The organism is Promicromonospora aerolata, from assembly GCF_042682255.1.
Lineage (GTDB): Bacteria > Actinomycetota > Actinomycetes > Actinomycetales > Cellulomonadaceae > Promicromonospora > Promicromonospora aerolata.
In genome coordinates this window covers 5919062-5943711 of sequence record NZ_JBHUHF010000001.1, presented here as the reverse complement: position 1 = coordinate 5943711, position 24650 = coordinate 5919062, and the positions used below count along the sequence as shown (strand labels likewise).

Genomic DNA, 24650 nt, shown 5'->3' with positions numbered 1-24650 from the left:
CGCCTCAGCCGACGACCACCTGCCCGAGCTCCTGCGTGCACCGGGTGAGCGCGACGTACAGCGCGTTCCACCCGCGCGGACCGGACGCGATGCCATCGGGATCCACCACGAGCGACGCGTCCCACTCCAGGCCTTTCGCGTCGGTCGGCGACAGGACCGGTACGTCGTCGGGCAGGACCTGGCGCAGTGCGGCGAGCCGCCCGGCCGGCGCGACGACGCCGACCGTCCCGTCGCCGTATCGCTCCTGGAGCCCGACGACGGCGTCCCGGGCCACCGCGGCCAGGTCATTCTCGGTTGCGTGGCGGACCCACGGCTCGACGCCGGAGGACCGCACCGCGCGCGGTGGGTCGTTCCGGCTGCCCGCGGCCCGCAGCACCTCGGCGGTCAACGCCATGACCTCCCGTGGGGTGCGGTAGCAGATCGTCAGGTCGGTACGGCGCCAGCGCTCGCCGAGGGCGTCACCGACCGCGTGCGCCCAGTCGGTGTGCAGGCTCGCGGACTCGGCCTGGTCGATGTCGCCGACGGCGGTGATGGAGCGGGACGGGCAGCGGCGCACCACCATGTGCCACTGCATCGGCGACAGCTCCTGGGCCTCGTCGACCACGGCGTGCCCGAAGGTCCGTGCGTCCGGGTCCCCGAGCAGCTCCCGCAGCGCGTCGAGCAGCGCGAGGTCGGCACTCGACCAGCTCCGCGGCTCGTGCGCGGACCCGGGGACTCCGGCCGCGGACGCCGCAGGGCCGACGGCGTCCGCGGCGGCGACGGCGGCGATCTCGTCGTCGGTGAGCTCCGGAGCGTGTGCGCGCAGCAGCACCGGGTCCGCCAGCAGGGCGGCGAGCTCGTGCACGGCGTCCCGTCGCGGCCACCAGGCAGCCAGGGACCCGGCGATGTCGGGGTCCTCGGAGATCCTGGCGCGCAGGGCATCCAGGTCGGCCTCGGAGAGCACACCGTCGACGTCGGATCCGCTGACCCCGCTGGGCGCCGCGCGGTCGTCCCGCCGGGCGAGACTCGCGTCGAGCCGCCCGAGCACGTCCTCGAAGCCCTCCTCGGCACGGGCGAGCAGCTCGGCCTGCCGGTCGGCCACCGCGTCGGTCAGCAGGTCGTGCACCCGGTCCACGAAACGTGCCCGGGCCTGGTCGAGGCTCATGGACCCGGACCGTGCGCCGCGGCGCGCGGCAGCGACCTGGTCCGGGGGCAGCACGTACTCCTCACCGTCGAGCACCAGGGCGAGGCGGTCGGTGGTCGGCACCATGGTCTCGACGTAGCGCCGCAGTGCGGCGAGCCACGACGCGCGGCCCTTGATCTCTGCGGCCGTGCGGGTCTCGTCACGCTCCGCCCCGGTGTCGGAGACCAAGGTGTCGCACGTGGCGGCCACCGCTGCCGTCTCCCCCAGCGCCGGGAGCACCTGGCCGATGTAGTCGAGGAACCGGGTGGACGGGCCCAGGACCAGGACGCCCCGCTCCGCCAGGTGCTGGTGGGTGAACAGGAGATAGGCGACCCGGTGCAGCGCCACCACCGTCTTGCCGGTACCCGGGCCGCCCTGCACCACCAGGGCGGTGCTCGCGTCCGCGCGCACCACGTCGTCCTGCTCGCGCTGCAGCGTCGCGACGGCCGTACCCATCCGGCCGGTGCGCCGTTCGTCCAGGGCGGCCAGCAGTGCGCCCTCACCCACGAGGCCCGAGTCGTCGAGCCCGCCGTCCATCGGCTCGTCGTCGACGCCGAGCACCTCGGGTCCCCTGGTGCGGACGTGGCGCCGGCGGCGGACGCCCTGTGGGTCCAGCGGCGTGGCCGTGTAGAAGGCGCGCGCGACAGGGGCGCGCCAGTCGACCACCAGCGGGTCGCTGTCCTGCGCGACGCCGGGCAGACCGACCCGCCCGAGATGGCGCACCGAGCCGTCGTCGCCGTCGATCCGCCCGAAGATCACGCCGTCGGCGGCGCTCCGGAGCTCGCCGCGACGGGTGTTCAGGCGCGCGAGCCGGGCATGTTCGGTGGTCCGCGAGTCGGTGGCCGGGGCGGCCTCGAGCTCGCTGTCGAGCTCGGCGAGCAGGTCGGCGCGCCGGTGCCAGGCGGCGTCGAGCACACGCTGCTCCTCGGCAAGCGGGGTGGTCTCCTGGGAAGTGGGCACAGATCCTCGTTTCGTACGTTGTACGGTGGACTCGGACCTAACGCCCCGCACCCTAAAGTTGTTCCCGATGCCCCGAACCGCTCGCCCGCCCCGCGACCCGCTCGCGCTGGTCGGCCTGCTCTGGGAGCCGTCGACCAGGGTGGGTCGTTCCGGCGTGACGATCGCGTCGATCGTCACCGCGGCGATCGAGCTCACCGACGCCGAGGGCCTGAGCGCGCTGACCATGCGCCGCGTGGCCGACGACGTCGGGGTGCCCGTGATGACCCTCTACGGCCACGTACCCGGCAAGGCCGAGCTGATCGAGCTGATGCTGGACCGCGTGGCCGGAGCCACCTACGCCGGGCACGACGTCCCGGGCGAGGTGGGCGACTGGCGCGCAGGGCTCGAGCACGTCGCGCAGCGGGTGTTCGAGCACGGGTGCGCCCACCCCTGGGCGCTCGAGGTGCCTCCCGCACGCCCCGTCCTCGGGCCGGGCGTCTGCCGCACCTACGAGCTCGAGCTCGCCCCGCTGGACGGCATCGGCCTGGAGCTGCTCGAGATGGACGAGACGCTCACCGCCGTCCGGTCCCTCGCGACGTCGGCCGCCCGCTGGCAGGTCACGCTCGACGGCGCCCGCCGCGACTCGCAGCTGACCGACCTCGAGTGGTGGGAGCTGGTCGGACCACGGATCGCCCAGGCGATGCGCGACGAGCACCTGCCGATCTCGTCCAAGGTGGGGCAGGCCGTCGCGTCGGCGGGCGACCCGCAGCGCACTCTGACGGCCGGGCTCACGCTGATGCTCGACGGCCTGGAGCGCCGGCTGCACGCTCGCTGAGCGGTGCGGTGCGGTGCGATGTGGTGCGATGTGGTGCGGGCCGGGACCGACCTGGCTCGGCCCTTCGCGTGCCGAGAGCCAGGTCGGTCCGCAGGTCACCCCTCGGTGCGGCGCTCCGCGAGGACGTCCTCGAGGACGTCCGGGAAGTTGGTGATCACGCCGTCGACACCCCGGTCGAGCACCCGGTTCATGTCGCCGGCCGTGTTGACGGTGTAGGTGTGCACCTCCATGCCGAGCTCGTGCACCGTCTCGACGTAGGCGGCGTCGAACGTGGTGTAGCCCGGGTTGATCTGGTCGGCCCAGGTCGACAGCTCGGGAAGGAGCGCCTCGGCGGGGCGGCCCAGCAGGCCGACGGGGACGGACGGCTGCACCGCGTGGTAGCGCGCCATCGACGCCCAGTCGAAGCTCTGCACAACCAGCCGCTCGGCGCTGACCGCCGACGTGACGTAGCCGGGGTAGCTCGCGAACTCCTCGGCGACCTGCCGCTCGATGCCCGGGTAGAGCGCCGGCGACTTCAGCTCCATCAGGATGCCCGCGCGGGTCGGCCGGACCAGCTCGATCATCTGGGCCATCGTCGGCACGGGCTCGCCCGCGAACTCCTCGGAGAACCAGGAGCCGGCGTCGAGCTGCTGGATCTCCTCGTAGGTGAAGTCGCTGACGCGCCAGGGCGCCCGGTCGGGAAAGACCTGCTCGACGTCGGTGGTGCGCGACAGCGTCGTGTCGTGCATGAGCACCAGGACACCGTCCTTGGCCCGCTGCACGTCCGACTCGACCAGGTCGGAGCCCATCTCGACACCCAGGGCGAAAGCCGCCAGCGTGTTCTCCGGTGCGTGGCCCATGGCCCCGCGGTGCGCGGTGTTGACGACGTCGACGTGCTCGGGAGAACCGGCCGCCAGGGCGGACGAAGCGGGCAGCACGGTGGAGGCACCGGCGACGGTGAAGGCAAGCACGGCGGACAGGCGTGGGGTCAGGCGCATGATCGATCTCCCGAGGGGTCGAACGGACAGGGCAGGACGTGACGTTGCCGAGCCCGAACGACCCGGGGATGGCCCAGGGATGACTCAGCCGGAAACCTGTCCGGAACATCTTGCCAGGTCGCGTTCCGGGACGGGTCGTGCGGCACCGCTGACCCGACGCGCAGGACACGCCCGTGTTCCGAGGATCCAGGGCCTAGGCTTGGGCCGTGGCACTGGCCGTATGCCTGCTGTTCGACAGGCCGACCGAGCGAGTCCTGCGACAGCTGTGGCAGCGGCTGGAGGCCAGAGGTGTGCAGACACCGGCCACGCACACCCACGGCCGGCACGTGCCGCACCTGTCGATGGCGGTGCTGCGCTCCTGGGACCTGGAGACGGTGCGTGCGGCCGTCGAGGCGTTGCCCGACGCCGGACCGGCCACCGTCCGGTTCGACGCCGTCGCAGCCTTCCGGCGCGGCCGGATGAACCTGGTCCCCGCGGTGACGAGCCGCCTCGTGGCACGCCAGGAGCGGATCGTGGCGGCCCTCGGGGCGTCGGAGGACGAGCTGCACAAGCACTACGTACCCGGGATCTGGACACCGCACGTCACCGTGGCGACGCGGGTGCCCCTGGAGCAGACACCTCTGGTCATCGAGGCGGCCTACGAGATAGTGCCCCTGACGGGCGTGCTGACACGCCGCGCTCGTGGACGCGGGCACCGGCACGGTGCACCCGTTGAAGGCCGTCCCTTGATCGCCCGGGCAGGCTTTCCCGTCGTCAGCGGCTGAGCTCGATGAGCGCGAGCAGCGCCCGGCCGTAGGCCTCGGCGGGTTCCGGGTCCGTGAAGACGCGGGCCTGACCCAGGAGGTCGACCTCCACCTCGTGGGTGCCGTCGCCGTGTCGTCGCAGCGCGCGAAAGCTCGAACGCAGGAGCACCCGCAGCTGGTCCTCGCGCGGCAGCCAGAGCGTGTCCTCGATGGCGACCGAGTCCAGCGCCCACTCGGTGGTGCCGTTGAAGCCCAGGATCGTGCCCGTCGGGAACTCGTGCGCCTCGATGGTCATCGTGCTCACGGTGAAGACGTCGCCCGTGAGCTCGGGGGCTCGGACCTGGAACTGGTCGCCGTCGACCGGCGTCCAGACGAGGCCGGCGGCACGCAGCTCGGCAGCAAGACCGGTAGAGATCATCGGCCCATTGTCGTGCACCCGCAGGCGTCACTGCAGATGGCGCTCGGCCTTTTCGACACGGAACACGGCGTCCTCCGGGACGTCGTCGAAGAAGTCGGCCATGACCTCCTTCTTCTCGCCGGGCTCGAGGTCCTCGGCGAATACCGTTCCCGTGCCGTAGGAGGTCGATCCGTCCGCGCTCTCGGCCACGACGTCGACCATGTACGTGACCGTCCGGCCGCTGCTGTTGGTCACGGTCACCGGGAGAGAGACCCAGCCGAGCTGGTCCCGGACCGTGCTGCCGAGCTCGACGTCCTTGCTCAGGTCGGCGTAGCCGACGTCCTTGAACCGGGCGATGTCGAGTACCGGCACCGTCGCGACGCCGCCCAGCTGGTTCTCGTACTCCAACGAGCCGACCACCACCGCATGGATCTTCAGCACGTCACCGGCCGAGACGCCGTCGAGCAGCGCCTCGTCCCCGACGAAGACCGTGTTGGTCCCCAGCTCGAGCGTGGCGCCGGGCCGGTCGACGCCGGCGCCGGCCCGGAACCTGTCGGGACCCGTGTCGCTGTCGAACTGCGTGACCTCGGCGAACACCACGATGGCACGGTCCTTGGCCCGGTCAGGGTCCTTCGCGATGGCGTCCCACTGCTTCGCGTCGACCCTGAGGAAGTCGGCCGGATCGGGTGCGGGCGCCTCGTCCTCCGCCCCCGCGGAAGCTCCCGCCTCGACGCGGTCCGCGAGGTCCGACACCGCGTTCGACAGGAGCGTCACCAGGAAGACCCCGAGGATCGCGCTGAGCACCGACAGCACGATGCCGGTGATCGCCCTGCCCCGCCCGACCGGCGGGTCGGTGCGGCCCGATCGGACGAGGCCGACGATCCCGAGCACGATCCCGACGATCGCCGTCGCGAACAACGCGCTGGTGAGAACGATCGACACGATCCCGAGCACGAGGCTCGCGGTCGCCTGCGGGTTGCTCGGCGACGGCTGTGCGGCGCCCGGCTGGTACGCCATGCCCGGCTGGTACGCGGGGCCTGGGGGCGGCGGGTACGCCGTGGCCGGCTGGTAGGCGGTCGCCGGGGCCTGCGGGTACGGGAGCTGCTGGCCGGCCGGTTGAGCGGCTCCGGCCGGCCGCGTGTCCGACGGCGAGGTGGGCAGGGCGAAGGGCGGCTCGGGACTCGGTGGTCCGGCCGGCACCCAGAACTCCCAGCCCGATGGTGCGGCAGGCCAGGAAGGGTCCGGCTGCCAACCCGGTTCGGGACGCCAGCCCTCCGGCTGCGCCGGCCATCCGGGGGGCATGTTGAAACGAAGGTCCTGCGTCATCTCTCGACTCCCTGCCGTCACCACGGCCTGCTCGACGTCACACCTTCTCCCCTGGAAGGCTATGAGCCACGTCGGGCCGCGAACTCACGAGTGGCCTGCTCACGAGCAGATTCACCCGGGTGAATCTGCTGGTGAACCTGCCTCGTCAGGGCCTGCCCCGCGGAAGTCCGCCGGCCCCACCACGACCGGGGCGTCGGCCAGCCGGCGCCGCACCTCGCGACCCCGCCATCGCAGCACCACCGTCCGCCCTTCGACCGCCTCCGGTGCAGGGGAACGGGGCCGCACCGTGGCCTGCACGAGATCGCCGTCGGCCCAGTCGAGGTCCACGACGACGCCCGGCCGCGCGACCAGGCCGTGTGCCGACCCGGACGCGAGCTCGGCCGGCAGCGCCGGGAGGAGCTCGACGTACCCGCGATGGCTCTGCACCAGGCACTCGGCGAGCGCCGCCGCGTACCCGAGGTTGCCGTCGATCTGGAACGGCGGGTGCGCTGCGAACAGGTTGCGGTACAGGCCGCCCGCCCACTGTCCGTGCACGCCGGTCGCGTCGCGGAAGACGAGGTCGAGCAGGTCGGAGACGTGGTCGGGGCGGTGCAGGCGGGCCCAGAGCGCGATCTTCCACGCCAGCGACCAGCCGGACGAGTCGTCGCCGCGGCCGTCCAGGGACGCGACCATGGCGGCTTCCTCGGCGGCGGTCAGGGCCTCGTCACCGGGGAACAGCGGGTAGAGGTGGCTCACGTGCCGGTGGTGGGGGTCGCTCTCGACCTGCTCCGCGCCCCACTCCTGGACTCGTCCGTCCGTCGCCACCCGGATCCCGGGCAGGTCGGGAAGCACCGCGCCGGCACGGCCGGCGAGGTCGGTGGCGTCCGGGCCGACCCGTGGTGCGAGCTCGACGACGGAGCGCAGCGCGTCGCGCACCAGGGCCCGGTCCATGGCGCTGGACCAGGCCACGGCGACGGTGCGGCCGTGCGCGTCCACGAACGTGTTCTCCGGGGACGTGGACGGCACGGTGCCCCAGGAACCGTCCGGCGTGCGCACCAGCCACGAGAGGGCGAACTCCGCGGCGTCGCGCAGCACGGGCCACACGACGTCGCGCACGTGGTCGTCGCCGACCGGCCGTCGCAGCAGCTCGTCGGGATCCTGGGCGAGCACGCGCTCGACCCGTGCGCGCGCCCGGCCGGCCAGCTCCGTGGCCGGCCCGCGCAGCGCGGAGCCCGGCCCGTCGTACGTCGTCTCGACGGCGACGGCGAGCACCCACCGGTCGCCGTGCTCGCGCCAGCCGACGACGACGCAGGCCTCGACCGCGCCGGGACCCCAGGTCGCGGCGGGCAGGTCCGGCTCGTGACCGGGCGCGACGTCGGACGGCGCACGGAGCCAGAGCTCGATGCCTGTCGTGTCCTGCTCCCGGTGCAACTCGTGCAGCGGGGAGGTGAGGCGCACCTCGACCGGGTGCGACGACGCGCCGTCGACCACGTGCAGCAGCACGTCGTCGACCGCGGAGACCACCGTGCGCGACCGCCCTCCTGGCCAGCTCCAGGTGTGGGTCCCGGTGCGCAGGTCCAGCGACCGCCGGCCCGGACCGGCGTCGGCCGTCCTGACCTCCAGCGTGCCCAGGGGCAGGAACGCCTGGGCATACGGCGCCTGGAGCGCCTGCAACGGCTCGGTGGCCTCGTGCCCGTGCTCCGACGCCGCCGCGGCGCGGGCCCGGGCAAGGAGCTGCCGCGCTTCCCGGTCGGTGCCGCCGGCGGACGTCGCGTCGCCGGCGGGCGATCCGGACCACAAGCCCTCGTGGTTGAGGTCGAACCGGGCAGAGGAGCCGCCCCAGCACATCGCGCCCAGATGTCCGTTGCCGAGCGGCAGCGCGTGCAGCCACTCCGCCGCCGGCCCTGGGTACTCGAGCACCGTCATCGGCTCGCGGGGGCCGGGCGAGCGGGGTGCACAGGCATGCCGCGAGCCTAGTGGCGACTCGCCCACCGGTCCGCGGACCCAGATGCGTACATGTGCGGGAGGTCTTGTCGGGATGGACGATCGAGGTCCGGGATGGCCGTAATGTCTACGCCGTGAGAACACCGAGAGCTGGGATCGTCATCGTCACGACCGCGCTGCTCCTGGGTGGCTGCGGCATGGACGCACCACGCCAGAGCCCGCCGGTCCTCGAGTTTCCCCCCGCGCCACTCCAGCTGGTGCCCGAGTCCGCCGCGAAGCCCGACAAGGCGGCCGACGCCGTCCCCCTCGCCGACCTGGCTCGGCCCGAGTGGCTCCGGGACGTCTCGGAGAGCACGGCGATCCCCGAGCGCGCCCTCGCCGCCTACGCCGGCGCGTCCCTCCGGCTGGCCCAGACCCGGCCCGAGTGCGGCGTCGGGTGGAACACGCTGGCGGGGATCGGCGCCGTCGAGACGATCCACGGCAGCTACGGCGGGGCGAGCGCGTCCACCGACGGCACCGTGCGCCCGTCCATCATCGGTATCGCGCTGGACGGCAGCGAGGGGGTCAAGGAGATCCTCGACACCGACAAGGGCGAGCTCGACGGCGACGAGGAGTACGACCGCGCCGTCGGCCCCATGCAGTTCATCCCGACCACCTGGAAGGATTACGCCGAGGACGGCAACCTCGACGGCGAGACGGACCCCAACCAGATCGACGACGCCGCTCTGACGGCCGCGCTCTACCTGTGCGACAGCGGCGGCGACGTCACCACCGACGACGGCTGGAGCACGGCGCTGGGCACGTACAACCAGTCGGTGTCCTATGCCCACAAGGTGGCCGAGCTCGCCGAGTCCTACACCCCGTAGGCGCGGCCGGACGACGCGACGCCCGGCCGCGGCCCGCAGCACCTGACATTGCGACGGCATGCACCCCGGTCTAGGTTCGAGACGCTCTCGGACCGAGGAGCGACCGCTGACGAGCGAAGGTGCGCACAGATGACGAATGTCGCCGAGACCGTCGTGGAGATCATCGAGGACGCGGGTGTCGAGCGGGTCTACGGCCTGCCCGGCGACTCGCTGAACGGGTTCACCGACGCCATCCGCACCAGCGACGGGGTCACCTGGGAGCAGGTGCGCCACGAGGAGTCGGCGGCGTTCGCCGCGGCGGCGGAGGCGGCCCTGACCGGCCGGCTCACCGTCTGCGCGGGCAGCTGCGGACCCGGCAACCTGCACCTGATCAACGGGCTCTTCGACGCCAACCGGAGCCGGGTGCCCGTGCTGGCGATCGCGGCGCAGATCCCGACGGCCGAGATCGGCAGCAACTACTTCCAGGAGACGCACCCGCAGGACCTCTTCCGCGAGTGCAGCGTCTACACCGAGCTGGTGAGCATCCCGGAACAGCTGCCCCGCGTCCTCGAGATCGCCATGCGCACCGCGGTGGAGAAGCGGGGCGTCGCCGTGTTGGTCATCCCGGGCGAGGTCTTCCTCTCCGAGAGCGTGGGCCGCAAGAAGTCGGCGCCGATCCGGGCGACGCGGAGCGTCGTGCGGCCGGCTGACGACGAGCTCAGGCAGGCCGCCGAGATCCTGAACTCGGCGAAGAAGGTGACGATCCTCGGCGGTGCCGGGACCGAGGGATCCCACCGGCAGGTGCTCGAGATCGCCGAGAAGCTCAAGGCGCCGGTCGTGCACGCCCTGCGCGGCAAGGACTTCCTCGAGTACGACAACCCTTACGACGTCGGCATGACCGGGCTGCTCGGGTTCACCTCCGGATACCGCGCCATGGAGGCCTGCGACGCACTCCTGATGCTCGGTACCGACTTCCCCTACCAGCAGTTCTACCCGTCGAAGGCGAAGATCGTGCAGGTCGACCTCCGGGGCGAGCAGCTCGGCCGGCGCACCCCGATCGACCTCGGGCTCGTGGGCGACGTCGGCGACACCGTCGACGCGCTCCTCCCCCTGCTCGACGAGCACACCCACCGCAAGCACCTCGACTCCTCGCTCAAGCACTACGCGAAGGCGCGGAAGGACCTCGACGACCTCGCCGACAACGACCGCAACCGCGAGCCGATCCACCCGCAGTACCTCGCGCGGCTCGTGAGCGAGCTGGCCACCGACGACGCGGTGTTCATCCCGGACGTCGGCTCCCCGGTGGTCTGGGCGTCCCGGTACCTGACGATGAACGGCGCCCGCCGGCTGATCGGCTCCTTCAGCCACGGGACCATGGCGAACGCCGTACCCCACGCCATCGGCGCCCAGTCGGCGTTCCCCGAGCGGCAGGTGATCGCCTTGTCGGGCGACGGCGGGCTCGGGATGCTCTTCGGCGAGCTGCTGACCATCCGGCAGAACAAGCTGCCGGTCAAGGTCGTGGTGTTCAACAACTCCTCGCTGAACTTCGTCGAGGTGGAGATGAAGGCCGCCGGGTTCGTGAACTTCGGTACGCAGCTCGACAACCCGAACTTCGCCGACGTCGCGAACGCGATGGGTATCCACGGCCAGCGCGTGGAGCAGCCCGACGACCTGGAGGGCGCCCTGCGCACGGCCTTCGACCACGACGGCCCGGCGCTGGTCGACGTCGTCACCGCCCAGCAGGAGCTGTCGATCCCGCCGGCGATCTCGGCCGAGCAGGTACGGGGCTTCACGCTGTACGCGATCCGCACGATCATGTCGGGGCGCGGGGACGAGCTCGTCGACCTCGCCGACACGAACGTGTTCCGGCGCCTGTTCGACTGACCGCGTGCCGTGCCCGCCCGGCCGGTCACGAGCCGCGGGCGTGTCAGTGGCTCGTGGCAGCATCTGGGCATGGCATCGATACAGCGTCTTCGCCCCGAGGGGCTCGTCTCGAGCCCGGCCTTCAGCCACGTCGCGGTGGTACCGCCCGGCGCGACCACCATCTACGTGGGCGGCCAGAATGCCGTCGACGCGGACGGCTCGCTCGTCGGTGCGGAGGACGTCGTCGTGCAGGCGGCACGTTCCCTGGAGAACGCCGGGGTCGCACTGGCCGCTACCGGGGCCACCTTCGCCGACGTCGTGCAGTGGACCGTGCTCTTCGTGGACGGTGTCGACCTCCGCGCGGCGTACGGGGCGATCGCCCCGGTGCTCGCCTCCGACGAGCCGCCGTTGGTGCTCGGGGCGCGCGTCGTCGGGCTGGGGGTGCCCGGCGCGCTCATCGAGGTCAGCGCGATCGCGGCGGTGGTGCGGTGACGGGGCCCGCCAGCGACCAGCTCGCCAGGAGGCTCAACGCCCGCTCCGACGGCGAGCCTGCCTCGGCCGAGTAGGCGTACAGCGTCGTGCGGGCGTCGCCGGGCAGCGTGAGCGTCTCGTACTCGACCGTGAGGTCCCCGACCACGGGGTGGCGCAGCCGTTTGGAGCCGTGCGTGCGCTGGTTGACCCGGTGCTCGTCCCACCAGCGGCCGAAGTCAGGGCTGGCCCCGCGCAGCTCCTCGACCAGGTCGGCGGTGGCCCGGTCTGCCGGGTCGTTGCCCGCCTCCAGCCGCAGGCTCTGCACGGCGACGCGCGCCTGCTCCTCCCAGTCGACGAACAGGGTGCACGCGTCGTCGTCGAGGAGCATCCAGCGCGCATAGTTCCGGCGCGCGGCCGGGAACCGCTCGAAGTCGGTGAAGAGGGCCTTGCCCAGGCGGTTCTGCGCGAGCACGTCGGCCCGGCGACCGAGCACGAGCACCGGCACGTCGCCGAGGGCGGCGAGCAGCTGGTACAGCCCCGGACGGACCCGCTGGACCGGTCGCGCGCGTGGCCTCGAGCTGGTGGAGTCCAGACCGATCAGGTCCGCGAGGTGAGCCCGTCCCGCCTCGTCGAGCTCCAGCGCCCGGCCGATGGCGTCCACCACCGACGCGGACGGGACGATGCGCCGCCCCTGTTCGAGGCGTGCGTAGTAGTCGGCCGAGACCCCCGCGAGGAACGCGACCTCCTCGCGGCGCAGTCCCGGCACCCGGCGCACCCTGCCGTCCGCCGGCAGGCCGGCACGGGCCGCGTCGCACTGGCCGCGGGCCTTGCGGAGGAAGTCCGCGAGCTCACCGTTCTTCTCGGGCATGCCACCATTCTGGGCGCCCGCTCGACGCGACGGCGCCCCGTGGGTAGGCCTCTGCGTCCTGGTCCGCGCGCGCCCAGGACGCACCCGACGGGTTGTGGAGCCCTCGGGCGCCGCGTCCGACAGGAGGGTTGAGGGGTCGGCACGACGTGCCGACGTCCGACCACCCAAGGAGCACACCACCATGGCTTACCCCACTGACCGCCCGGCCACCTGGTTCGTCACCGGCGCTTCGCGCGGCCTCGGCCTCGAGCTCGTCCGGCAGCTGCTCGAGCGGGGCGACGACGTCGCGGCCACCACCCGCTCGACGGAGCGGCTGGTCGCGGCGCTCGGCGGGACGGACACGTCCCGCCTGCTGCCCCTCGCGGTAGACCTCGCCGACCAGGCGCAGGTCACGCAGGCGATCGCCACCACCGAGCAGCGGTTCGGAAACCTCGACGTGGTCGTGAACAACGCGGGCTACGGCTATCTCGCCGCCGTCGAGGAAGTCTCCGACGCCGACGCCCGCGCGATGTTCGACGTGCAGGTCTTCGGCGTCTGGAACGTGCTGCGCGCGGTCCTGCCGGGTTTCCGCGAGCGCCGCAGCGGCCACGTCGTCAACGTGTCCTCCGTCGTCGGGCTGGTGCCCTTCCCGGGCTGGGGCCTGTACGCGGCGGGCAAGTTCGCCCTGGAAGCACTCACGGAGTCGCTGGCCGCCGAGGTCGGCGACCACGGCGTCCGCGTGCACCTGATCGAGCCCGGCTACCTGCGCACCGACTTCCTGCGCCCGGTCTCGCTCGGCATGCCGCGGTCCACCAGCGACGCCTACCCCGCCGTCCGGGAGATGGTCGAGCAGCACCTGGCGATGCCGGGGACGCAGCTCGGCGACCCCGCCAAGGTCGCTACGGCCATCATCACCGTCGCGACCTCCGGCGAGGCCCCGCTGCACCAGCTCCTCGGCTCGGACTCCCTGTCGCTGGCGGCCGGCCGCCTCGAGGCCCTGGCGGACGACTTCGACGCGTCGCGCGACCTCGCGATGACGACCGACGTCATCGGTGCAGCGTCGGCCGGTAGCTGAGCTCCAGGGTGCGGCCGTCGAGCGTCCGGCTCTCGATCAGCTCGAGGTCGAAGTCGGCCGCACCCTGGAAGATCGGGTCCAGCCCGGAGCGGCCGGTGACCACGGGAAAGAGCGTCACCTGGACGAGGTCGACCAGGCCGGCCGCCATCAGTGCCCGGTTCATGGACAGGCTGCCGTGGGAGCGCAACGGTACGTCGGACTCCTCGGTGCCCGCGGCCAGCATCTGGGCCAACGCCCGGTAGGTGTTGGCGCCGAGGACCATCCGCTGCTCGGGTTCGTAGAGGGCGAGCCGGTGGTCGAGCAGCTCGGGGCCCTGCTTGCCCCAGTAGCCGGACCAGTCCCCGTCCGCGGCACCGAACCCGTCGAGGCTGGAAAACACGTCGAACGTGTAGGTCGTGGTCATGATGTTCTCCTCGGAACCCGGTTGATCGGTATGTCGGGACAGACTGGGAGCCTCGGCGAATCTCATCGCCGTGGGGCACGAAGGGAGACTGCGTGATGAACGAGGTGACGACCGGACCGGGCGGGCTCGGCGGCCGCGGGCACCTGCTGCGGCTCGGGGCCCCGCGCGACACCGCCGCGGTGCGGCACCTGGTGACCTTCCTCGTGGCGAGCGTCGTGACCGTGCTCACCACGCGGGCGGCGCTGGCCGCGACGGGCTACCCGCAGGTCGGTGGCGGTGGGCTGCATCTCGCCCACGTCCTGTGGGGCGGTCTGCTCATGGCACTGGCCATCATGCTGCTGCTGTCGTACGTGGGACCGGCACCGCGGTCGCTCGGCGCGGTCCTCGGCGGCGTCGGCTTCGGGTTGTTCATCGACGAGGTGGGCAAGTTCGTCACGTCCGACAACGACTACTTCTATGCGCCCACCGCCGCGATCATCTATCTCGTCACGGTGCTGCTCGTGCTGGTCGTCGAAGGGCTGCACGGCCGGCGGGCGCACCACCCCGCCGAATACCTCGCCGTGGCGGCCGACCGGCTCACCGCCGGGCTGGCCGGCGGCTTCACGCCGACCGCCCGGGAGGAGGCGCGCGCGCTCGCCGCGCAGGGTGCCGGCGAGCCCGGCGCGGAACGGGTGGCCAGGCTGATCGAGGCGGTTCCGGACGACGACACCGACGTGCCGGACCCGGTACGCGGCGGCGTCGACCGCGTGGTGCGGTGGCTCGACGGGCTCGTGGACCGGACGTGGGCCGCGTGGCTGGTGATCTCCGTGCTCCTGGTCGTCGGTGCGACGCAGGCGTGGGTGGGCGCCCGGGTGGCTCGGGGGCTCGTGCCCGGGCTGCCGGAGTGGACCGGCGTCGCGATCCTCACGGCTGTCGGGGCGTCCGTGACGCTGCTGGTCGTCGGCGTCGTCGCCGGCCGGCGGGCCCACCTGCGCGGCGCCGTCTGGGTGCGCCGCGCGGTGCTGATCAGCCTGCTGTTCACCCAGCTCCTGGTGTTCCGCGCCGTGCAGTGGACTGCCGCGTTCGGGCTCCTGCTGGACGTGCTGGCGTTCGTGGCGCTGGAGGTGGCGCTCCGCGAGGAGCGGGCCGGGCCGGGCCGGCGGGCGTGAGTTCGGGCGGCTGACCGCACGGGCGTCACGCCCGGGAACGGCTCAGGAGCCAGACGAAGTAGGGCGCCCCGAGCAGCGCGACCGCCAGGCCGGCGGGCAGCTGCGCCGGTGCGATCACGGTCCGGCCCAGGGTGTCGGCCAGACCGAGCAGCACGGCCCCGAGCAGCATCGCCACCGGCAGCACCCGTGCGTGCCTGCCGCCCACGAGAGCGCGCGCGGCGTGCGGAGCCACGAGACCGACGAACCCCACGACGCCGACGGCCGTCACGCTCGTCGCGGCCAGCACGGCCGCGGCGGCGAGCACGAGCAGCCGGCTGCGCTCCAGCCGGACCCCCACCAGGCGCGGCGTGTCGTCGTCGACGGCGAGCAGGTCCAGCTCACGACGGACCAGCAGCCCGAGGGGCACCGCGAGCGCCAGCACCACGACGACGGGCAGGATCTGGTCGAAGCTGCGCCCGTACGTGGTGCCCGACAGCCAGGTGTAGATGCGCGGGGTGTTCCACGGGTCGGAGTTCAGCAGCAGGAACGTCGTCAGCGCGGTGGTCAGGTAGCCCAGGCCGATGCCGATGAGCACGAGCCGGTCGGCGTGCAGCCCGCCGCGCCAGGCCAGCAGGTAGACGACGCCGAAGGCCAGCAGGCCGCCGGCCACGGCGGCGACGAGCATCGCACCGTTGCTCGCCGCGATCCCGTTGCCCCAGGCGGTACCGGCGACCGCCGTCACCACGATCACCGCGCCGAGGCCCGCTCCCCCGGTGATCCCGAGGATGGCGGGTTCGGCGAGCGGGTTGCGGGCCGTCGCCTGCACCATCGTCCCGGCGAGGGCGAGCGCCGCCCCGGCGGCGATGGCGGCCAGCAGCCGTGGCGCGCGCTCGTCGAGCGCGAACTGGACCACGGCCGGCCCCTGGCCCTGCAGCCACAGGGCGATGTCGCCGGTCCGGAGCCAGGTCGACCCGGCGAGCAGGCCGAGCACCGCCACGCCGATTGCGAGGGCCACGCAGACGCTCAGCACGACGACGAAGCGCCGCGTGCTGCGTGGCCCGGCCGTCGCCGTCGGTGGTCTCCGGGACGGCCCGGCGTCGCGCAGGTGTCGCGCGAGCAGCACCATGATCAGGGCACCGGCGATCGTCGTGGCGACGCCCGTCGGCACCGACAACGCCTCCTCGGCACCCAGCACGGCACGGACGACGACGTCGGCGGCCACGACGACGAAGGATCCGAGCAGCCCGGCGGCCGGCAGCAGGATCGCGTGCCGGTGCAGCGCGGGGACCACCCGCGCGAGCAGCCGGGCGACCACGGGTGCGGCCAGGCCGACGAACCCGAGCGGACCCGCGAGGGTCACCGCGGCGGCGGTGAGGAGCACGGCCAGCAGCACACCGAGCACGCGGGTGAAACGCACCGGCACACCCAGCGCGCTCGCCGTGTCGTCGCCCAGGCCGAGCGCGTCCAGGCGCCGGGACAGCAGCACGCCGCCCACGGTGACGAGCACGACGACGGGCAGCACCCGCCAGAACGCGGTGAGGTTGAGCTGGCTCAGGGAGCCGCTGCCCCAGGCGAACAGCCCCGTGGTCTCCGCCTCGAACAGGATGAGCAGCGCGGAGGTCGCGGCCTGCAGCGCCAGGGCGACGGCGGTCCCGGCGAGCACCAGGCGCGTGGTGGACGAGCCCCCGCCCCCGGCCAGCCCGAGCACGAGCCCGGCGGCGGCGATGCCACCCGCGAACGCGACGGCACCCGAGGCCCAGAACGGGACCGCCAGCCCGAACGCGGACACGACGACGACCGCCAGGTAGGAGCCTGCGGTCACCGCGAGGGTGTCCGGCGAGGCCAGGGCGTTGCGGGCGATCGACTGGAAGAGCGCACCCGCCACGCCCAGGGCGAACCCGACGGCCACGCCCGCCGCGAGGCGCGGCAGGCGGGAGCCGACGAGGATGTCGCGGACCGCACCGGAGTCGCTCGGGTCCTGCCCGGTGACCAGGCGCAGCAGGTCGCCCGCTCCGACGCCGGACGTGCCCTGCGTCAGGTGCCAGGCACCGACGACGAGCACGGCCAGCGCGAGCACCACCAGGGTCGCGGCACCGGTCGCCCACGCGGTGGGGCGGGAGGCGGGTGCCTGGGGCAGGGTTTCCGTCGGGGACGGCGACTGGGTGACGGTCATCGCGTCACTTCGCGAAGACGTCGACGTAGGCGTCGATGACCTTCTCGGCGGAGCGCGGGCCGCCGAACGTCCAGATGTGCTCGGGGAACGCGTGGGACCGGTCCTCGGCGACGGCGGGCAGGCCGGCCCAGACGTCGTTCTTGGTCAGCTCCGTGGCCCAGTCGGTCTCACCCTCCTTGGTGCCGGTGCGCAGCAGGGTGGCGGAGCCGACCTCGGTCATGCCCTCGATGTCGGACTGGCCCAGGCCGTAGGCGGGGTCGACCTCGCCCGTCCAGGCGTTGGTCAGACCGAGCTCCTCGCCGAGCTCCCCGATCAGCGAGCCCTGCCCGAACGGGCGCAGCGCGACGTTGCCGCCGTCGACCGAGCCGTCGAAGTAGACGAAGTCGGTGTGCTCCGGATCCGCCTCCGCGATCTGCGCGGCGCCGTCGGCCACGTGCTGCTCGAACTCCTCCGTGACGCTCTCGGCACGCTCCGTGCGGCCGGTGGCCTGCGCGATGAGGTCGAAGGTGGCGAACATGTTCTCGATCGGGTCGGCGGCGTCGCCGCCCTTGGTGGCCAGCACGGGGACGTCGTACGCCTCGAGCTTGGCGATGATCTCGTCGTCAGGCGTGTAGGCCTCGATGATGACGAGGTCGGGGTCCGTCGCGTACAGGGCGTCGAGGTTCGGCTCGCCGCGCGTGCCGACGTCGGTCACGCCCTCGGGCAGCTCCTCGGCGTTGTTCCAGGTGGTGTAACCCTCGACGTCGGCGACGGCCACCGGGTTCACGCAGAGGCTGAGCAGGTCCTCCGTCTGCTGCCACTCCAGCACCGCTACGCGCTCGGCCGGCTGGTCCAGCTCGACCGTGCGACCGAAGGAGTCGGTCAGCGAGACCGGCCCGGTCGCTGTCGTGACGTCCGCGCAGTCGCCGGAGGCCGCCTCGGTCGGGGCCGCCGGGGCGGCCGTGCTCGGGTCGGTGGTGCCGCAGCCCGCCAGCACGAGCGGCAGGATCAGTGCGGCGCCCGCCAGGGGCGCGGTGGAGCGCAGGGACATGGGTCTCCTTGAGGTTCGTGACACGTCGTGTCGGTCGGTACTCGCCGCGTACGGCGGATGGTGCGGGGCGCCGAGGCGCCCGAGGGCGGTTGCGGGTCAGCGCGTCCGGCCGTGGTGGCGGCCGCGCGGGTGCACGCGGACCCGCCCCGTGCCGGGGTCGGTGGTGACGTCGATCGGCAGGCCGTAGGCGAGCGACAGGTGCTCGGACGTGAGCACCTGGGCGGGCGGCCCTGCCGCGAGCACACGTCCCTGGTGCAGCAGGACGACGGAGTCGGCGACGGAGGCGGCGTGGTCCAGGTCGTGCAGCACGATGCCGACGGCGGTGCCGTGCTCCTCGGCGAGGTCGCGCACGAGGTCGAGCGTCTCGACCTGGTAGCGCAGGTCGAGGTGGTTGGTGGGCTCGTCCAGCAGGACGACGCCGGTCTCCTGCGCCAGGCAGGTCGCCAGCCAGACCCGCTGCACCTCGCCGCCCGACAGTTGGTCGACGCCGCGGCGGGCCATCCCGGCGACCCCGGTGATGGCCATCGCCCGGTCGATCGCGGCGTGGTCGGCGTCGGTCAGCGGCGCGAACCGGCGGCGGTGCGGGTGCCGGCCGAACGTCACGACGTCGCGCACCTCGAGCCCGGCCGGGTGCGGACGGGACTGGGCGAGCAGCGTGACGCGGCGGGCGAACTCGCGCGCCGACAGCGGCGCGGCGTCGACGGCGTCGTCGGGTGTGGCGCCGAGGTTGACGGTGCCCTGCTGCACCGGGTGCAGGCGGGCGAGCGAGCGGAGCACCGTCGACTTGCCGGACCCGTTCGGGCCGACGAGGGCGGTCACGACGCCCGGCGTCAGGTGCACGACGACACCGTGCACGACGGTGGTGCGCTGGTAGCCCAGCACGAGGTCGTCACCACGGAGAGCAGTAGGAGTCACGCAGGTAAGCCTAACCTTAGATCGGCGTGCCTCCGATCGGCTCTCACCAGACGAGAACGGCCGGTCCGGGTGCCGCACCTCCCGCCACGTCCCGCCCGGCGCTGCCCGTCAGCCGGTCCGCACAGCCTCGGACCCGACCGTGGCAGTCCGGTAGCCGTCGAGCGTGCCGGTGACCTCGACGGTGATCTCGTGACCCTTCCAGCGCCCGGTGAGGTGGAACCGCTCGCCGGTCGCCCCGTGGATCGGCTCACCGTCCGCCAGCCAGCGATAGGAGAGGTCCGGGACCGGGTGCCACCGGCCTGCCTCGACCGAGAGCCATGCGCCCGGCCGGATCCGGCCCTTGCTGTCGTCCGACGTGATCACGGGGACCGAGGTCCGCAGCGGCGGCTCGAAGCCGCTCGAGTACCGGGCCTCGGCACCCTCGGTGTTCGCCGCCAGAGCGTAGTCGCTCGCGCCGCCGTCGGGCAGCACGATCGAGATCTCCGCGTTCCCTGCCTCGTCGAGCGTGACCTCGTTGAGGTACACGACCGACTCCGCCGTCGGGCGCTCCAGGTCCGCACCACGGTCCTGGACCAGTACCGACAGCTGCTGTCCCCCGGCGGCGGCGCCCGCCCGCAGCGCCAGGGTCACGGCAGGCCCGTCGGCCGCGATCACCTCGTGCGAGATCACGACGCCGTCGGCGTCCGCGACCCGTACCGTGCGCGGTGCGGACGTCTGTGCCGCCGTGCGGACCGCCCCGGCGCCCTCGGCAGCCGGTGCGCCCTTGGTGGCGCCACTCTCGGTGACGCCGCGCAGGACAGGACGCCGCAGGTTCTCGTCCCACTGCCATACCGTCTCGAAGTCCCAGCCCAGGCCCTCGTCCCACGTCGCGACGCGCTGGGCCGCCGCGACGGTCGTGGTCGCACCGTTCAGCGTGGCCGGCCCGGTGGCGGTCACGGACGGCACTCCCCACGTCATCGTCTCGATGGCGTAGTTGTTCGCGAGCGTCGCCGTCTGGCCGCCGGCGGAACGGGCGACGACCCGGTGCGCGATCGACGACGCGGTGACGCTCGGGTTGAGCGCGAAGCTGTCACGCACCTCGCAGGTGGAGTCGCGGCAGTACCCGGTCAGCCCGCCCGCCGTCGTGCCACCAGAGGTGACCTCGCCGGTGGCGTAGCCGTTCTCGAGCAGGCTCCGCGAGTCGTCGACGCCGATGATCCCGCCCGCATAGTTGCCGGTCGTCGTGGCCACCGCGGCGGTCGAGTAGACGTCGCGGATGGTCCCGAAGGACGAGCCCACGAGCCCACCCGCATAGGTCCGGGCCGTGACCGAGCCGGTGACGTACACGCGCTCGACCACGCCGTCGTCCGCGAGGGCGCCCGCCAGGATGCCCGCGCCCTGGCCGTCCTTGGAGACCGACGCGTCGACGATCGCCAGGTCGTGCACGTACCCGCCGACCGTCCCGAGCAGACCGCCGGTGTCGCTCGTCAGGCCGGTGATGGTGTGGCCCGCACCGTCGAGCTCCCCGAGCAGCGGGACGGCGGGCGTCTCGTACGTCACCGCGGACAGGTCGAGGTCCGCACCGAGCACGTAGTCGTACGCGCCGAACTCACCCAGCACGGCGAGGTCGTCCGCGCTGTCGATCACGTGGAAGCCGCGCCCGTCGGTCGGCAGGTCCGGCGCCGGGACCGACGCCACCTCCTCGGGCACCGCACGCAGTACCGGGCGCCTACCGGTGGTGCTCCAGTCCCACACGGCGCCGAAGTCCCAGCCCCGGGCCTCGAAGAATGCCTGCGTGCGTACCTCCGACACCGGGGCGACGCCGCCCTTCCAGTTCGTGGGCGAGCCGGGCTCGGTGAGGTACGGCGCGGAGACGGGCGTCGCTGCGCTGGTCCAGTTGTCCTGGAGGTCGGCCACCTGACCGGCGCCCACGCGCCCCACGACACCGTGCGTGAAGGACGGCGAGGTGACCGAGGCGTTGATCGAGACCACGTGGTGGATGACCGTCTCGTTGTAGCCGTACCCGACCACGCCGCCGGCGTTGCGGGTGTCGGCGGAGACGTGCCCGCCGGCGAACACCTTCTCGGTCACCGAACCACCCATCGCGATCGCGACGACGCCGCCCGAGTAGAGGTTGGTGGCGCGGACGTCGGCCGACGAGTAACTGTTCCGCACGACACCGTAGGAGTCGCCGACGATGCCGCCCACGCGCTGCCTGGCGGTGATCTGCCCCGCGGTCCGAACGTTCTCGATGGTGCCGTGGTTGACGTCGGCCAGGAGCCCTGCCGTGGTCTTGTCGTTCGTCACGTCCCCCTCGACCGCGAGGTTCTTGATCGTGCCGTGGTTCACCGCGAACAGGCCGGTGCCCTGGTCGGCAGGTGCCGTGTAGCTGCTGATGGTGTGGCCGGCGCCGTCCAGCGTGCCGTCGAAGTCGACGCCGCGGCCGAGCTGGTCCATCGACACGCCCGACAGGTCGAGGTCGGCCGTGAGCCGGTAGTGGCCGGCCGGGTCGTTCGCGATCTTCGGCAGGTCGTCGGCCGTCTTCAGCAGGTACGGGTCGTCCGCCGTCCCGCTGCCGGTGATCCGCTCGCGGACGGTGACGCCGGGCTGCAGCGGCGTGCCACCCGCCAGGCTGTCCCAGACGAAGGCCTTGACGGTGTCGCTCGGGTCGACCGGCAGGGGCGTGTCGAACTCGACGTACTGCTCCCTGCCGCGATGGTCGAGCTCGAGCTGCTCGACCCGCAGGCCGCGCAGTCGCTCCTGGTCGGCGTCGTACGTGCCCACGGCGACGGCGAGCGAGTCGCGGCTGCCCTCGAAGGAGCGCACGCCCACGCCGTCGACGGTCCGGGTCCCGGTGTCGATCTCGACCGAGCCGAGCGCCCACTCCCCCGTGGCCTTGCGGATCGTGTGGCTGTCGACCACTCGGCCGTCGATCGTGTAGGTGGTCAGCTCCAGGCCGTCGTCGTCGGCCTCCATCACCGTGCCGACCTGGGTGTCCTCGTCGAAGACGACGTCGTCCCACCAGTGCGCCGTGTTGTCGTAGAACTTGGGTCCGGCCGAGCCGAGCGTGACGTACGTGGTGCCGAGCACCTCCTCCCGGTCCGTGGCGGCGAGCCGGCCGTCGTAGATCGTGGAGCGCTTGTAGACGTGGTCGTGGCCGCCGACATAGAGGTCGACGCCGAGATCGGCGAGGGCCTGGGTGACCTTGGGCCGGTCGGCCGCCGGACCGGCGTCGTCGGCGTGCCGCCCGCCGTAGTACGAGAAGTGGCCGGTGACGACGTTCCACGTCTTGGTCGACGCGCGGATGTCGTCCTTGAGCCAGGCGAGCTGCTCGTCCAGGTCGACGGTGGAGTTGAGCACCGCGATGTGCACGTCGCCGCGGTCGAAGGAGTAGTTGCTCTCCCCGATGACGCCGTTGTCCGGGGTGGCGAACATGTTCGAGAAGATCTTGGCGCGTTCCTCGGTGAACGAGTGGTAGTCCAGGTCGCCGTACGTCTCGTGGTTGCCCACGACCGGGGCGTACAGGAGGTCCAGACCGTCGAAGACGTGCTCGGCGGCCTCGTCCCAGTACTGGCCCCGCCCCCCGTTGTCGACCACGTCACCGGTCTGCACGAGCGTCCTGCCACCCGGCGCCTCGGTGCGCAGCCGGTCGAGCACGTCGCGCAGCAGCCCGACGTCGGCAGCGTCGTGGCTGCTCGCCTGCAGGTCGCCGAGCCAGTACAGCGGCTCGCCGGCCGCGCCGCCGGCGACGAACTCCCCCTTGACGCTCGTCCACGCGCCGGCATCGTCCGCGGCCGGCGCCGCACCGTCGACGGCGACGCCGAACCGGTACTCGTAGGACGTGCCCGCGGCCAGGCCGGTGACGTCGAACTCGTGGCCGCGCAGGGTCTGCCCGGTGATCGAGTGCTGGTACTCCGGCTCGTCGTTACCGATGGCGTTGACCTCGTAGGCCTCGTCGTCCGTGGCGGTCAGCACCTCGGCGCCGGACCAGGAGGCCGCACCGGCCTCGCGCACCTGCGCGTAGGCCGTGGCGATCCTGCGGTCGGTGGAGACGGCGAGGCCGGCGCCGCCCGGCTGCTCGGCGACGACGGCGGTGGGGCCGAAGTACTGGAAGACGCCGGCCGGGTCGAGCTCGTCCTGCGCGACCGTGATGCGGACCAGCTCCGCTGAGACGTTCCCCTCGTCGTCGGTAGCCCTGACGACGACGAACGCGTCGTCGTACGAGCGGATCTCGAACGTGCCGTCCGCGACAGGCACCTCACCGCGCGAGTCGAACACCTCGTAGGCGACCGTCGGCCTCGTGCCCGAGTCGTCCGTCGCGGTGGCGGCGGGCAGCGTGATCGTGTCGCCGTAGGCCGCGGTGGCCGGAACCGTGTCGGGGACGGTGATCGTCGGCGCGTAGTTCGCGCCGCGGACCTTCTCGCCGACCCAGATCGGCGCGGAGATGACGTGGTTTCCGTCGGCCTGGTCGGCGCGCACGTAGTAGAAGTCACCGTCGTCGGCCGGGAGCGTGACGCCGAGCTCGACGTCGTTGCTGCCCGGGTCGCCGAAGTCGTGCGCGACCGCACCGGCGTTCGTGATCAGCTTGATGGAGGTGAACCGGTCGCCAGGAGCCGTGTCGGGGTCCTTGAGCCAGACCTCGATGTCGAGCTCGGCGGTGTCGCCGGGCAGGATCGAGCCCATCAGCTCACCGTTCGCGCCGAAGCCGAGCTGGGCGTTCACGTCGAGCGTGGAGTACGTGCTGCGGTCCTGCATCGCCGCGTAGAGGCCTTCGGGCGACTTGTCGGTCGCCCACACGCCGGTGATGGCCGGGTTGCCGGAGACCCACGTCGCGCTGTGCTCGTCGCCGCTGTAGACCGGTCCGAGGTGCCAGCCCTTGTCCAGGGCCTCCTGGTACTGCGAGGCCTGGCCCGCCGACTTCACCTCGATGAGCTCCATGCCGGCGTCGACCTGCTCGGTCAGGCCGTTGAAGCCGAAGAAGTTGCCCTTCGACGTCGTGCTCGGGTGGTTGAACTGGCCGATCGCATCCGGGTCCTGCTTGAGGCGGGCGAAGTAGGTGTACAGGTCGTACTTCATGTCGCCGGTGCCGAAGGAGTTCGTGAAGCCGTCGACGGACCCCTTCGACGTCGCCCGGGCGGTCACGTGCCAGGGCGCGTTGAACGTGTTGATGTGCCCGGTGCCGTCGTACCAGGTGTTCTCGATGGACGGGATGGCCACGAGGTCGTCCTGTGCCGCGTTGAACTCATCGGCCTGCTCGTGCACGCGCCGCCACTCGGCGGAGTCGGCCTGAGCCGGGTCGGTGAGGAAGTCGTCGCCGTTGCGGATGTCCCACATCACGTCGTGCTCGGAGACGGTGAAGAAGTCCGCGTCCGTCTCCCCGTGCACGTGGTCGAAGGCATCCGGGGGGAGCTGCACGCCGTCGCTGACCGAGGTGTGCGAGTGGAACTCGCCGGTGTACAGCGTCCTGCCGAGGAACGTCGGGTGCGCGGCGGGGTCGTCGGGCTCGGCCGCGACCACCGCCACTGGGTTGAGCGACGTGAGGACGAAGGCCCCCGCGAGGCCGGCTCCCACCCCTCGTGTCCAGCGGCCTCCCGTACGACGATGACCGAACCGCATCTCA

General features: G+C 72.6%; 18 protein-coding genes. 7 read left to right on the top strand and 11 right to left on the bottom strand.

Annotation, left to right across the window (positions count from 1 at the left end; genetic code table 11):
• Positions 1-4: 4 nt before the first annotated feature.
• Positions 5-2122, bottom strand: a complete 2118-nt coding sequence (locus tag ACFSL2_RS26495) for a HelD family protein (protein ID WP_377200714.1) — start codon at positions 2120-2122, stop codon at positions 5-7.
• 67 nt (positions 2123-2189) lie between these two features.
• On the opposite strand from ACFSL2_RS26495, the gene ACFSL2_RS26490 reads away from it, so the two are divergent.
• Positions 2190-2936 carry a TetR/AcrR family transcriptional regulator gene (locus ACFSL2_RS26490; RefSeq protein ID WP_377200713.1) on the top strand — a complete coding sequence of 249 codons (747 nt, stop codon included), beginning with the start codon at positions 2190-2192 and terminating at the stop codon, positions 2934-2936.
• Between the two features lie 95 nt (positions 2937-3031).
• Here ACFSL2_RS26490 and ACFSL2_RS26485 read toward each other — a convergent pair whose 3' ends face one another.
• Positions 3032-3913, bottom strand: coding sequence for a glycerophosphodiester phosphodiesterase (locus ACFSL2_RS26485; RefSeq protein WP_377200712.1), 882 nt, complete (start codon positions 3911-3913; stop codon positions 3032-3034).
• 206 nt (positions 3914-4119) lie between these two features.
• Here ACFSL2_RS26485 and ACFSL2_RS26480 point away from each other — a divergent pair, with 206 nt between their 5' ends.
• Positions 4120-4677, top strand: a complete 558-nt coding sequence (locus ACFSL2_RS26480; RefSeq protein WP_377200711.1) for a 2'-5' RNA ligase family protein — start codon at positions 4120-4122, stop codon at positions 4675-4677.
• Here ACFSL2_RS26480 and ACFSL2_RS26475 read toward each other — a convergent pair.
• The 3 genes from ACFSL2_RS26475 to ACFSL2_RS26465 all read right to left on the bottom strand — a co-directional run bounded on the left by ACFSL2_RS26475 (position 4667) and on the right by ACFSL2_RS26465 (position 8278).
• A complete protein-coding gene (locus ACFSL2_RS26475) occupies positions 4667-5074 on the bottom strand; it encodes a pilus assembly protein CpaE (protein WP_377200710.1) in 408 nt (135 codons plus the stop codon). The two genes, ACFSL2_RS26480 and ACFSL2_RS26475, sit on opposite strands and share 11 nt — an antisense overlap.
• 27 nt (positions 5075-5101) lie before the next feature.
• A complete protein-coding gene (locus ACFSL2_RS26470; protein ID WP_377200709.1) occupies positions 5102-6379 on the bottom strand; it encodes a DUF4190 domain-containing protein in 1278 nt (425 codons plus the stop codon).
• Between the two features lie 111 nt (positions 6380-6490).
• Positions 6491-8278, bottom strand: coding sequence for a glycosyl hydrolase family 95 catalytic domain-containing protein (locus tag ACFSL2_RS26465; RefSeq protein WP_377200708.1), 1788 nt, complete (start codon positions 8276-8278; stop codon positions 6491-6493).
• Between the two features lie 158 nt (positions 8279-8436).
• On the opposite strand from ACFSL2_RS26465, the gene ACFSL2_RS26460 reads away from it, so the two are divergent.
• The 3 genes from ACFSL2_RS26460 to ACFSL2_RS26450 all read left to right on the top strand — a co-directional run bounded on the left by ACFSL2_RS26460 (position 8437) and on the right by ACFSL2_RS26450 (position 11502).
• Positions 8437-9168, top strand: coding sequence for a lytic transglycosylase domain-containing protein (locus ACFSL2_RS26460; protein WP_377200707.1), 732 nt, complete (start codon positions 8437-8439; stop codon positions 9166-9168).
• 129 nt (positions 9169-9297) lie between these two features.
• Positions 9298-11031, top strand: a complete 1734-nt coding sequence (poxB, locus tag ACFSL2_RS26455; protein ID WP_377200706.1) for a ubiquinone-dependent pyruvate dehydrogenase — start codon at positions 9298-9300, stop codon at positions 11029-11031.
• A gap of 69 nt (positions 11032-11100) precedes the next feature.
• Complete coding sequence (locus tag ACFSL2_RS26450) at positions 11101-11502, top strand: RidA family protein (protein WP_377200705.1); 402 nt, start codon at positions 11101-11103, stop codon at positions 11500-11502.
• Here the strand turns inward: ACFSL2_RS26450 and ACFSL2_RS26445 are convergent.
• Positions 11474-12349: a helix-turn-helix transcriptional regulator gene (locus tag ACFSL2_RS26445; protein ID WP_377200704.1), complete on the bottom strand. Its 876-nt coding sequence runs from the start codon at positions 12347-12349 to the stop codon at positions 11474-11476. The two genes, ACFSL2_RS26450 and ACFSL2_RS26445, sit on opposite strands and share 29 nt — an antisense overlap.
• Positions 12350-12530: 181 nt before the next feature.
• Between ACFSL2_RS26445 and ACFSL2_RS26440 the strand changes: the two genes are divergently transcribed.
• Positions 12531-13403 carry an SDR family NAD(P)-dependent oxidoreductase gene (locus ACFSL2_RS26440; RefSeq protein ID WP_377200703.1) on the top strand — a complete coding sequence of 291 codons (873 nt, stop codon included), beginning with the start codon at positions 12531-12533 and terminating at the stop codon, positions 13401-13403.
• Here the strand turns inward: ACFSL2_RS26440 and ACFSL2_RS26435 are convergent.
• On the bottom strand, positions 13375-13806 hold the full coding sequence (locus ACFSL2_RS26435; RefSeq protein ID WP_377200702.1) for a dihydrofolate reductase family protein: 432 nt from the start codon (positions 13804-13806) through the stop codon (positions 13375-13377). The genes ACFSL2_RS26440 and ACFSL2_RS26435 overlap by 29 nt on opposite strands.
• 95 nt (positions 13807-13901) lie before the next feature.
• Between ACFSL2_RS26435 and ACFSL2_RS26430 the strand changes: the two genes are divergently transcribed.
• Positions 13902-14954 (top strand): hypothetical protein, encoded by a 1053-nt coding sequence (locus ACFSL2_RS26430; RefSeq protein ID WP_377200701.1) that lies wholly within the window; start codon positions 13902-13904, stop codon positions 14952-14954.
• A gap of 25 nt (positions 14955-14979) precedes the next feature.
• On the opposite strand, the gene ACFSL2_RS26425 is transcribed toward ACFSL2_RS26430, so the two are convergent.
• The 4 genes from ACFSL2_RS26425 to ACFSL2_RS26410 form a co-directional block, all read right to left on the bottom strand.
• The gene (locus tag ACFSL2_RS26425; RefSeq protein ID WP_377200700.1) at positions 14980-17106 is read right to left on the bottom strand and encodes an iron ABC transporter permease; all 2127 of its coding nucleotides are present in this window, start codon (positions 17104-17106) and stop codon (positions 14980-14982) included.
• A 4-nt stretch (positions 17107-17110) separates the two neighbouring features.
• Positions 17111-18136 carry an ABC transporter substrate-binding protein gene (locus tag ACFSL2_RS26420; RefSeq protein ID WP_377200699.1) on the bottom strand — a complete coding sequence of 342 codons (1026 nt, stop codon included), beginning with the start codon at positions 18134-18136 and terminating at the stop codon, positions 17111-17113.
• A gap of 96 nt (positions 18137-18232) precedes the next feature.
• Entirely contained in the window at positions 18233-19051 is an 819-nt protein-coding gene (locus ACFSL2_RS26415) for an ABC transporter ATP-binding protein (protein ID WP_377200698.1), read from the bottom strand.
• 108 nt (positions 19052-19159) lie between these two features.
• Positions 19160-24646, bottom strand: coding sequence for a metallophosphoesterase (locus tag ACFSL2_RS26410; protein WP_377200697.1), 5487 nt, complete (start codon positions 24644-24646; stop codon positions 19160-19162).
• Positions 24647-24650 lie beyond the last annotated feature (4 nt).